The 12167-nt window shown below is 46.9% G+C and carries 7 protein-coding genes; 2 read left to right on the forward strand and 5 right to left on the reverse strand.

Annotation, left to right across the window (positions count from 1 at the left end; all coding sequences use genetic code 11):
• Positions 1-239: 239 nt before the first annotated feature.
• Both alaS and BMX82_RS07010 read left to right on the forward strand, forming a co-directional pair.
• Positions 240-2900 carry an alanine--tRNA ligase gene (gene alaS, locus BMX82_RS07005; RefSeq protein ID WP_036911789.1) on the forward strand — a complete coding sequence of 887 codons (2661 nt, stop codon included), beginning with the start codon at positions 240-242 and terminating at the stop codon, positions 2898-2900.
• Positions 2901-2943: 43 nt separating this feature from the next.
• On the forward strand, positions 2944-3294 hold the full coding sequence (locus BMX82_RS07010) for a MerR family transcriptional regulator (RefSeq protein ID WP_036911787.1): 351 nt from the start codon (positions 2944-2946) through the stop codon (positions 3292-3294).
• A gap of 47 nt (positions 3295-3341) precedes the next feature.
• Here BMX82_RS07010 and BMX82_RS07015 read toward each other — a convergent pair whose 3' ends face one another.
• The 5 genes from BMX82_RS07015 to BMX82_RS07035 are packed head-to-tail and all read right to left on the reverse strand — an operon-like array spanning position 3342 to position 12100.
• Positions 3342-6527, reverse strand: a complete 3186-nt coding sequence (locus tag BMX82_RS07015; RefSeq protein WP_091767373.1) for a S41 family peptidase — start codon at positions 6525-6527, stop codon at positions 3342-3344.
• A gap of 30 nt (positions 6528-6557) precedes the next feature.
• The gene (locus BMX82_RS07020) at positions 6558-7532 is read right to left on the reverse strand and encodes a pectinesterase family protein (protein WP_091767376.1); all 975 of its coding nucleotides are present in this window, start codon (positions 7530-7532) and stop codon (positions 6558-6560) included.
• 12 nt (positions 7533-7544) lie between these two features.
• Positions 7545-9812, reverse strand: a complete 2268-nt coding sequence (locus BMX82_RS07025) for a RelA/SpoT family protein (RefSeq protein ID WP_036911779.1) — start codon at positions 9810-9812, stop codon at positions 7545-7547.
• A 42-nt stretch (positions 9813-9854) separates the two neighbouring features.
• Positions 9855-11327 (reverse strand): lytic transglycosylase domain-containing protein, encoded by a 1473-nt coding sequence (locus BMX82_RS07030; protein ID WP_410524406.1) that lies wholly within the window; start codon positions 11325-11327, stop codon positions 9855-9857.
• Positions 11328-11347: 20 nt separating this feature from the next.
• On the reverse strand, positions 11348-12100 hold the full coding sequence (locus BMX82_RS07035; protein WP_255396573.1) for a DUF5683 domain-containing protein: 753 nt from the start codon (positions 12098-12100) through the stop codon (positions 11348-11350).
• Positions 12101-12167: the final 67 nt, after the last annotated feature.

Below are 12167 nucleotides of genomic sequence, written 5' to 3' on the forward strand. Positions count from 1 at the left end.
AAATATAGACTTTAGTTGTGGTAAAGTCTGGGTTTAGTCGGAGTAAAGTTCTACTTTACGGGGACTAAAATGCGGGTTTGGCATCCGTGCTATCCTCATGTCATGATATTTTGCCATATATCCGCTGCCTTAAAAAATAATTAGGTGTAGAAATTAAGTCTTAATTTGGCGAAAGTTTTGGCTGTTTCAGAATAAATGTGTACCTTTGCAGGCAATTAAGAAATAGAACCACAAAGAAAATGACAGCAAACGAGATTCGCGACTCTTTCAAGAAGTTTTTTGAGTCGAAGCAGCATGCCATCGTGCCCTCTGCACCGATGGTGATTAAAGATGACCCCACACTGATGTTTACTAACGCTGGTATGAACCAGTGGAAAGATATTATTCTCGGTACTCGCGACCCGGAACCGCGCCGCCGTGCTGACACTCAGAAGTGTCTACGCGTTTCAGGTAAGCACAACGACCTGGAGGAAGTAGGTCATGATACCTATCACCACACCATGTTCGAGATGCTGGGTAACTGGAGCTTTGGCGACTATTTCAAGGAGGGCGCCATCGACATGGCTTGGGAGTATCTGGTGGATGTGCTGAAACTGAATCCAGAAGACCTCTATGTGACTGTGTTCGAGGGCTCACCCGAGGAAAACATCCCTCGCGACGACGAGGCCGCCAAGTATTGGGCCAAGCACGTGCCTGAGGATCATATCATCAATGGTAACAAACATGACAACTTCTGGGAGATGGGTGATACAGGCCCCTGTGGCCCTTGCTCAGAGATTCACGTCGACTCTCGTACCCCAGAGCAGCGCAAAGCCTCTGGCAAGAGCGGTCGTGAACTGGTGAACCAGGACGACCCCCAGGTGATTGAAATCTGGAACCTCGTGTTCATGCAGTTCAACCGTAAGGCTGACGGCTCGTTGGAGAAACTCTCGATGAATGTCATCGATACGGGTATGGGCTTTGAGCGTCTGGTTCGCATGATGCAGGGCAAGCACTCTAACTATGATACCGATATCTTCCAGCCCATCATCAAGGCAGAGGAGCAGATTACAGGTCTGAAATACGTGACTTTCGAGGAAGAGGAGAAGGCTCCTGTCTCAAAGGACCAGGACAATATCAACATCGCAATGCGTGTTTGTGCTGACCACCTCCGTGCTGTCAGCTTCTCCATCGCTGATGGTCAGCTGCCCTCGAATGCCAAGGCTGGTTACGTGATTCGCCGTATCCTGCGTCGTGCCGTTCGCTATGCTTATACCTTCTTGGGACAGAAGGAATCGTTCCTCTATAAACTCGTGCCCACGCTGGTGGCAGAGATGGGCGATGCCTTCCCAGAACTGAAGGCTCAGCAGCAGCTGATTTCAAAGGTAATGAAGGAAGAGGAAGACTCGTTCCTCCGTACCCTCGACAAGGGTATCTCTCTGCTCGATAAGGCAATGGAACAGCTGAAGGCAGAAAGCAAGACGGAACTTGACGGTGAGCAGGCTTTCCGTCTGTTCGATACCTATGGCTTCCCTCTCGACCTCACAGAGTTGATCTGTCGTGAGAATGGCTTCACCGTGAATGAGCAGCAGTTCGACGTGGAGATGCAGAAACAGAAGGAGCGTGCCCGCAATGCCGCTGCTGTAGAGAATTCAGACTGGACAGAAATCGCAGCAGGCGAACAGCAGTTCGTGGGCTATGACTATACAGAATATGAGTGTCACATCCTGCGCTATCGCAAGGTGACACAGAAGAAGAACGAGTTCTATGAGCTTGTGCTCGACTACACCCCATTCTATGGTGAGATGGGTGGTCAGGTAGGTGATCAGGGTGTCATCTGCAACGAGGCAGAAACTATCGAGATCATCGACTCGAAGCGTGAGAACAATCAGACGGTTCACATCGTGAAGCAGTTGCCTAAGGATCCCGCAGCCCAGTTCATGGCTTGTGTCGATACCGATAAGCGCGATGCCTCAGCTGCTAACCATACTGCTACCCACCTGCTCGACTATGCGCTGAAGCAGGTTCTGGGCGACCACGTAGAACAGAAGGGATCGTATGTATCGCCCGATACCCTGCGTTTCGACTTCTCTCACTTCGAGAAGGTGAGCGACGAGCAGATTCGTGAGGTAGAGCGCATGGTGAATGATATGATTCGTCAGGATATCCAACTCGACGAGCATCGTGATGTTCCTTTCGACGAGGCCAAGAAACTCGGTGCCATCGCCCTCTTTGGCGAGAAGTATGGCGACAAGGTACGTGTGGTTCGCTTCGGACCTTCATGTGAGTTCTGTGGTGGTATCCACGCCAAGGCTACGGGAAAAATCGGCTTCTTCAAAATCGTGTCTGAAAGTTCTGTGGCAGCAGGTATCCGTCGTATTGAGGCCAAGACTGGTAAGGAGTGCGAGGAACTGCTCTACAAGACTGAAGACATGCTGAAGACCGTAAAGACATTCTTCAACAATGCCAAAGATTTACAGGGCGTGATAGCCAAGTACATCGAGGAGCATGATTCCATGAAGAAAGAAATAGAGCAGTTCCAGGCCCAGCGCGTTCAGGCATTGGCTCAGGAACTTGTCGGCAAGGCTCGCGCTGTGAATGGCGTAACGGTGATTACTGGTAAATATGATATGATGCCCAACGCAGCCAAGGACCTTGTGTTCAAGGTACGTGAGTTGCATGCTGAGAATCTCGTTTGCGTGGTAGGTACCGTCTTTGATGGCAAGCCTATGCTTAATGTAATGCTGAGCGATGATATGGTGAAGGATCATGGCCTGAATGCAGGTCAGCTGGTGCGCGAGGCTGCCAAACTGATGCAGGGCGGCGGCGGCGGACAGCCTCACTTCGCCAGTGCAGGTGGCAAGAACCCTGATGGTCTTACTGCTGCTATCGACAAGGTCGTTGAACTCTGCAACCTATAAAGGTGAAAAGGAAAAAAGTATAATGGTATAAAAGGAGGTTATTATGGCGCTGAATCTGAACAAGAATCTGAAACTCTACTACTCCATTAAGGAGGTGGCAGAGATGTTCGGTCTCAATGAGAGTACACTTCGTTATTGGGAACAGGAGTTTCCTTTCCTGAAACCAAAAGTGAGCGGTCCTTCTAACACGCGTCAGTATCAGGAGAAGGATATTGAGCAGATCCGATTGATTCATAATCTTGTAAAGGAACGTGGGTTTAAGTTGGCTGCTGCACGCAAGATTCTGACGCAGAACCGTAAGGGCGTTGAGACTAAGGCTGACGCCCTAGAGAAACTGATAGAGGTGCGTGATAACCTGCAGATACTGAAGAAACAGTTAGACTATCTCCAGTAAATATAATAAATCAATAAATCCCCGCTCAACAGAGCGGGGATTTATTGTTATTGTCGAGGTCTTCCCCCAAATTCGTTCTTGGTTTTCTCCTTGAAAGCATCTGCTTCCTTCAACATCTCTTCAACAGCCCTCTCCAATTGGCGATCGTGTCCTGTGAGATAATCCTCTGGTGTGTTGTAGACAATAATTTCTGGCTTAAGGAGTGTGTTCTCTCCATAATCGCCACGCATGTCAATACGTCCCACCTGGGGAATACCAAAGGTGATGCCATTAACAAGAGTCTCCCACCATACACTTGAGGCTGTACCTGCCACAGGGGTCCCAATGAGTTTTCCAATCTTCAGGTCCTGATATTCTCTGGGGAAACCACAGGCGTTACTGTAATCGTCCTCGCAGAGCAATACACACGAGGGCTTGATCCACTGGGCTGACGGTTCGACGCCTAAGTATTTACCGTGAGCCAGGAAGTGAGAGTGCTGTCGTCCACTCAGCAGATGGCACAAATCGTCGTGCAGATAGCCACCACCATTGTGGCGTTCATCTACAATCACAGCATCGCGGTTTCGATTGTCTTCATTCAGCAATTCATTATACAGTTTACGGAAACAGTCGCCATTCATCGACTCAATGTGCACATAAGCCAGACGTCCGCCAGAGAGGCTGTCTACAAGCTGGCGATTACGCTCTACCCAACGATCATAGAGAAGATCAGTGAGCTTTGATTTCGTAATGGGTTTAACAGTAATATTCTTGCCGCCAACTGTCAGACGTATAGGCTTATTGGCTTGCCCCTCTAACAATGGGAAATAATCTTCACCCTTCTTGATGGCAATACCATTGATACGTTCAATGATGTCGCCTGCCTTGATGCCTGTATTGCGGATAGAAAGCGGCCCACCATATACAATCTCCTTTATCTTCAATCCATCGCCTTCATAACAGTCGTCGAAGAAGGCTCCCAATTCCGCAGTCTGTGTTGGTGCTGTGGGACGATAACGGGCACCTGTGTGCGAGGCATTCAGCTCACCAAGCAGTTCACTCAGCATGTCCTGGAAATCATACTCGTTATTAATATAAGGTAGAAATTTTGCGTAGATCTCGCGATATTCTTCCCAGTCTACACCATGAAGGTCTGTTCTGTAGAACTTATCCTTTACCTGTCGCCATATGTGGTCAAAGAGGTTCTGGCGTTCTGCGTAGGGGCGGTAGTTGAATACAGCCTCAAAATCGATGTTTGTAGGTTTACCTTTTGCGAGGTCAATCTTCTTGATGCCACCTTTCGTGGTCAGGTAGAGCTCATTGATTTTCGCGTCTGTATCAAGGAGACCATATCCTGCATCCTTCAGCACAATCTCTGTTTTTTTTTCGAGTAGGTCGTGCTTCCAGAGATCGTAGCCCCCCTCAAAGGCAGCCTGATAATAGAGAGTGTCGCCTTTGGCTGTCATCACGGCATCGCCAAGAGATGAAGAGTTTGGAGTTACGCGAACCACACGCTTACGGCAATTCTTTAAGTCGAGCACTATTGGTGTTGATGTGTTTTTGTTATTTTTGTCATATATCTCCTTCTCTTCCTTGGTCATCAGGAAACGCTCGTAGGCGTCGATGTCGAAGAACATCAGGAAATAGTCATTCTCTACGCCATGTCCGCCATGATTCTTATACCCCTCTCTGTCACTCATAAAGAGCATGGCCTTGCCACCCATCACCCATTTGGCGTTATCATCGTTGTAGGCGCTGTTAGTCAGATTGAAGGGGGCTTCCTTGCCTGTGGCGTCAATCAGCGCAATGTCATGGTGGTGATAGCCTCCATCGCCGATATAGGTGGCCAGCAGTTTCTTGCTGTCAGGACTCCAGGCGAAGTCAAGGTCGCCATCAGAGTAAGAGAAGGCCAGCTTGCCATCCATTACTGTACGGATTTGACGCGAAGCTAGATTGATGATGCGGATGGCTCCTCGGTCTTCGAAGAATGCTATCTCCTTTCCATCAGGACTATATTGAGGTTGGAAAGACGTCTTATTTTCCTTTGTCAGTTGTTCTTCCGTGAGGTCGGAGGCATAAGCAAACTGCTTTTCATCCTTGTCCTTGATGCTTGTCTGATAGATGTTCCAGCATCCCTTTCGTTCTGAGGCGTAAACAATGCTTCGCCCATCAGGCGCAAAACTTATGTTGCGTTCCTGCTCTGGGGTGTCTGTTATTTGTTTGGTGGTCTTGTAATCGATAGAAGTCACGTATATGTCTCCGTGATATACAAAGGCTATCTCTTTGTTTTTGGGAGATACGCATATTTCTGTGGCTCCTGAATTCTTAACCTGACGAATCTGATCACGATCAGAACGATCACTGACAATACTGATATTTACTTTCTGGGGGGCGTCGCCAGTACGAATAGTATAAATCTCACCATCATAGCCGTAACAGAGCGTACCATCGTTTGCAGCTGTGAGGAAACGTACAGGATTCTTCTGATGGTGTGTAATCTGCTGTTCCTGTTTCCCATCCAGACTTCGACAGTAGATGTTCGATGTGCCGTCTTTTTCACTCAGATAATAATAGCTTCTCCCATCAGCTGTCCAAACGGGATTGCGGTCTTCGCCTTCAAAGTCTGTCAGTTTGGTATATTGGCCCTTAGACAATAACCATATGTCACGACAGATGGGTGATTGGTGATGCTTACGGAAATTGTCCTCGCTGCCTTTCATGTCGTGATACAGCAGATCGCCTGTCTCGTAGTTGATGCTAAGGCTGGCCATGGGCAGGGCTGAATACATTCGAGGACGACCTCCTTTAGTACTTACCTCATAAATCTGTGGAAACTTAGCACTGGCAAAGATGTTCGACTGTGCAGAAGGCATCAGATAAGTGCTGAACAAGACGTGGTCATTGTCTTTAAACCCAATGGGTGTCTCAGAACCGCTGTTGGTCGTCAATCTTACTGGTGATCCGCCGGCTTTGCTTATAACGAATACGTCCATGCTCCCCTCACGTGTAGAGGCGAAAGCTATTTGACTGCCATCAGGACTCCATACGGGATAAGCATCGTAGGCAGGATTGGAGGTCAACTGGCGAGCTTCTCCACCTGTGGCTGCTACTGAAAACAAATCCCCTTTGTAGGAGAATACAATACTCTTGCCGTCGGGTGAGATGGCGCAATGGCGCATCCACAGCGGACTTTGTTGGGCCATCGCTGTAGCTGATGCAGCTACGCAAGCAATGGTGAAAAGAATTTTCTTCATGAAATTACTTTTTAATGTTTTTGTGGGTTTCTATTGTAACGGATTCCATTTCGATTCGGTAGTGAATACTGTTTCTGGAGTTATCATAGCGGCCTCCTTCTTCGTGAGTTGACGGCTCCAGCCTACACGCCTTTTCGTTTGGACTCCTTCGCCATGATTGTTGTATTCCTGATAGCGTGCTGTCTGTTCGCGATGTTTTTCCCAGTTGTGCCAACCTTCAGGGCGGATATGTCCTCCCAATTCGCTGTTCATGAAAAGTGTATAGCCATAGTCACGCCAAGGACGTCCAAGATAGACCTGTGTTACTTCAGGCTTGGCTATCAGACGACAGTGATTGAATATATAGCCATAGGGCTGATTCTGAGGTGTTGAGGCTGCGGTAATATATGAGTTAATTAGACTCTCTATTGTACAGTTCTCAAACCATGCTATAGAAGGGCCGAAGATAAAATCAGTAGTGCCACAGATATAGCAATCCTTGAAGTAAAGGCGTGTATTGGCCATACCCGTATAGACAGTGTCCTGATGACCTATAAATCGACAGTTGATAAACAGCAGACGATCTCCCTCTGTATGAAGTGCTACAGCCTGTCCCAATCTGGCAGAACAGTTTTCAATAGTGATGTTTTTAAGTGTGATGGCATTGCCTTCGATCTTCAACGTATAGGTACGGAAAGTACCCATAGGTTTTCCTGTCTCAACTCGGTTAATGTTCGCATGATCATCGTGGGTGATGATGGTCTTGTCAGCATTCTCACCGCATATCTCGATATTCTGCAACCACTGGGGGATAATCAGCTTTTCCTTGTAGACGCCGTTTCTTACAAAAATCACTTTATGATAATCCATAAAGGCTCGACATACCTCAATGGCTTCGTCGATGGTGCAGAAATCTCCTGTGCCGTCACGTGCCACGACAATCGTATCAGGATTGTCATATTTGTCAGCAGCGGAAGTGCTTATGGTTAAGGCCAATACGGCCATTAAAAGTAGTAGTTTCTTCATTTTGTAAGTAGTTTACATGATCTCTGATATCTCCTTGAGGTCAGGAATCTGTTTTAGGTTGTCGATGATGGCTTTAACATCCTCACGATCGTGAACTCGCAGTTCTATGCTACCATCGAAGATGCCGTCCTCACAGGTAATAACAACCTTGTGGATGTTAACACTCATCTGTGAAGAGATGACCTGAGTTATCTCATTCAGCATACCAACACGATCGATACCTCCAAGGCGGATAGTAGCATCGAAATAAAGCAGTTTGTGCATGTCCCATTTGATGTCGATGATACGGTTGCCAAAGCTTGTTTTTAGCTTAGCCGCTACAGGACAATTACGTTTATGTATCTCTATCTGGTTCTTGTTGTTGATATAGCCAAGGGCATCGTCACCAGGAATAGGATGGCAACAGCCCATAAACTTATACTTGGTGATGTTCTCCTCGTTAATGAAGACGGGTTTCTTGCGGTTAAACTTCTCTGGCACCACAAACAAATCGTCCTTTGGTGTGTCTTCCTTCTTTTTCTTTCCGACAAAGGGCACATACTTGCGCCAGCCCATACCATCGTCTTCAGCTTTGTTCTTACCATTTAGTTCGTCAATGTCTTTCTCGCCAAGAAGAACGATTTTCTCTCCAATGGCTGTATAGAACTCATTACGTTTCTGGTAGTCGTGGAATTCTGCCAGTTTATCTGCTAGAGCCAAACTCGGTTCAAAGCCGTTTTTCTGGAGAAAGTCGTTCAGAATCTCCTCTCCCTCGCGTTGTATCTCACGGTTGTCTCTACGCAGAATGGCCTGAATTTTAGCCTTTGCTTTTGCTGTTGACACGAAGTTAATCCACGAAGGACTCACATGTTGTGACTTTGAGGTCAGAATCTCCACCTGGTCACCACTCTGCAGTTTATGACTTAATGGCACCAACTTGTGGTTTACCTTTGCGCCAATGCAATGGCTTCCAAGGAATGTATGAATAGAGAAAGCGAAGTCGAGTGCCGTGCAATTGGCGGGAAGTGTACGGATTTCTCCCTTTGGCGTAAACACGAATATCTCGCTGGCAAAGAGGTTTAATTTGATGGTGTCGAGGAAGTCCATGGCGTCGGGCTGTGGGTCGTCCAGGATCTCCTTGATGGTGCGTAGCCACTCGTTCAGTTCGTTCTCATCCTCAGTATATTCCTCTTCTACTCCGTCTTTATATTTCCAATGGGCGGCAAATCCTTGTTCAGCTATCTCGTCCATACGATCTGAGCGAATCTGTACCTCTATCCAGCGACCCTGTTTCGACATCAACGTCACATGGAGTGCCTGATAGCCATTTGCTTTCGGATGACTTAGCCAATCGCGCAAACGGTCAGGGTGAGATTTGTAGATCTTCGAGATGGCGACATATATCTTGAAGCACTCGTTAATCTCATCCTCTCTATTGTTGGGCGTAAATATGATGCGGGCTGCTAGAATATCGTAGATTTCTTCGAAACTGACATGTTTGTTCTGCATCTTGTTCCAGATGGAATAGGGCGTTTTCACACGCTCCTTAATCTCATACTTAATACCCATTCCCTTGAGCGCTTCCTCAATAGGCAATGTGAATTGTGCAAACAGTTCGTCACGTGATACGCTGGTAGACTTCAATTTGGCTTCGATGGCTGCATACTCATCCGGATGTTCAAATTTGAAACTCAGGTTTTCCAGTTCCGATTTGATTTTATTTAATCCAAGACGATTGGCCAGAGGCGCATAGATGTAAAGTGTTTCACCCGCAATTTTGTATTGTTTGTTGGCTGGTTGAGAATCCAGAGTGCGCATGTTGTGCAGACGATCGCATATCTTAATCAGAATTACGCGAATATCGTCGCTCATGGTTAGCAGCAATTTCTTGAAGTTTTCTGCTTGTGCAGATGCTTGTTCACCGAAAATGCCGCCGCTGATTTTTGTCAACCCATCTACGATCTGTGCAATCTTCGCACCGAAGATGTTCTCAATGTCCTCAACGGTATAGTCTGTATCTTCCACCACATCGTGGAGCAAAGCAGCACAGATACTTGTGGAGCCAAGTCCGATTTCCTTACAGGCAATCTGTGCCACGGCTATCGGATGCATAATATAAGGTTCGCCTGACAGACGACGTACACCTTTGTGAGCCTGACGGGCAAAGTTGAAGGCTTTCGTAATCAGGTCAACCTTCTTACGATGGCGCGATGAAAGATAATCGTTCAAAAGTACCTCAAACGCACCGTTTATCAGCTTGTCGTCATTCTCTTCCTGTAGTCTTTGTTCATCTTCTGCCATAATTCTACTCCCTTCTTAATTTCTAACCTCTCACCTCTTTTCTTATTTCACTCTGATTTTCTTACCTGCCTGAATATTATTGCCTTTGATACCGTTAAGTCTTCTCAACTTAGCTACGGTGGTGCCGTTCTGCTTAGCAATCTGCGACAGAGTCTGTCCCTTGCGGATGGTTACGTTTCTGCCACCTCGGGCATTCCTGCTGCCCCTGCTTCCTCTTCTGGCATTCCTATTGTAGCGACTGCTACGGCCGCCCTTACGTGAAAAAGTAGGAACATCGTCTGCCACGTCAACTACGGCACGTTTTGTCAGCAACTCGGTTGCACGGTAGTTATAAATAGAGTCTTCGTTGTCGATAAATCTTCCAGTATCAGCAAGTGGTAGACGGATGGCATATCCTTTGGTGCTGCCAGGTACAATGTCGCGACGATACTCAGGATTGAGAGAGCGTAACATATCAAGATCTGTGCCAAGTACACTGGCAATCTGTTCCAGATGCACATCTTTGTGAACCACTATGGTGTCGGTTTGTGATGGCAGACGGGTTGTCATCGGACATATATTATGTTCACAATAGTAGGTCATGATGTAGTTGGCTGCAATGAATGCGGGCACATAACCACGAGTTTCTGCTGGCAGATAAGGATACAACTTCCAATAATCTTTGTCGGCCTGAGTCACGGCATCGTTTTCTGTACGACCATTGGCAGCACGGTAACGGCGAATGGCTTTGTTGATGTTTTCTGGACCGCAATTATAGGCAGCGATTACGAGATTCCAGTCGCCAAAGATGCGATACAAGTCTCTCAAATAGTGGGCTGCGGCATACGAAGATTTTACGGGGTCGCGACGCTCATCCACAAGTGAGTTCACCTCTAAGCCGTACTGACGACCAGTGCCCAGCATGAACTGCCACAATCCTGTCGCACCCACTCTTGATACAGCTTTCGGGTTCAGGGCGCTCTCAATAATGGGTAAATATTTCAACTCCAAAGGCACCTGATAGCTTTCCAAGGCTTCCTCGAAAATTGGCATGTAGAAATTTGCTGCTCCAAGTAAGTAACTTACCGAGTAGCGGAGTCGACCAGCATATCGATCAATAAATCGTTGTACAATATCATTATAGGCCATCTCCATTACGGTTGGTATCCTGCTTAGTCTGTTTATATAGTCCTCCTTGGGATATGTAGGATTCTCGTTTTTCATCTCACAGTCGCCAGGAGTTCCCAAGTATGTTTTTGACATATAGAGATTTAGCAGACTATCAAGATCGTAGGTCATGGCCTCGGGGAAGTCAATAATTTCTTCGTTTCCTTCATTGTCTGTGAGTGAAATCTTGTCCTCTGTAGGCACGTCTTCATCCTCTGTCTCCATGAATTCGTCATCTTCATCGAGGTCATCTACGTCAATACTATCTGTTACTTCTGTAGTCGTATTGATTACTGCCTGCGCTTGCAGGTTGTTGGTTGTTGCTGCCAGCAGCATTCCAGTCAAAAATAGAAATAGTTTTTTCTTCATATAATTGTTGAACGTTATACTTAAAAGTTTAGGCTGCATTGCAGTCCTAGTGATGAAGCATCCAGTGGGTTACTGGATGAATGGTTGTTCAGAATCGTCGGTTCAACTTTCAGACTCAGATCCTTCGATATGTCAAATACCGACAACTCTGCATCTACATAAGCATCGACCACCGAGAGGGCGTAGACACCTACCAGTACAAAGAAGCTCAGATCGCGCCATCTTCTAAAACGGTCTTTTCGCTTTCTGAAAATATCTGTATAGCGATCTTTGTTCGATTTGTCTATCTGGGCACCGAGATGAAGAAACTGGTTATAACTCTGCGTGGCGGGATCGTTGTCCATCAGGTCAAGATAAGCCTGTGAGTAGTCCTTATACATTGTGTTATTCCAGTTCATGGCATACAGACAACCCACAAAACCACCGTATACGAGTGGCAGTTTCCAGTATTTGCGGTTGTATATCTGTCCGCCACCTGGGATGACCAGAGCCAGCCATAGCGCACGTTTGGGGTCTGGGCGCCATAAACTCATATCCTTCATGGGCTTGGTCTGCTTTACCTGGCCTATCAGGGTTGATTCAACCAACGAGTCAATACTCTGGTTGGCAGCTGTTACCATGCTGTCGGTGATAATAATATTCTTGCCCGTTACCAATGTGTCGTGAATCACCAGCGTGTCGCCAATGAGGTTCTTCAGACTGTCGGCAATCTGCTTCGTCAACTGTCTTTGAGCGTAGCTCTGCTGTGTACCAGCGAGCATGAATATACACATTACCAGCAGTGCTCGAACCCATATGTTTTTATTGTTTCCTTGTTTCAACGTTGTTGGTTCCTTTTCA

It is taken from the genome of Prevotella sp. khp7 (assembly GCF_900109055.1).
Lineage (GTDB): Bacteria > Bacteroidota > Bacteroidia > Bacteroidales > Bacteroidaceae > Prevotella.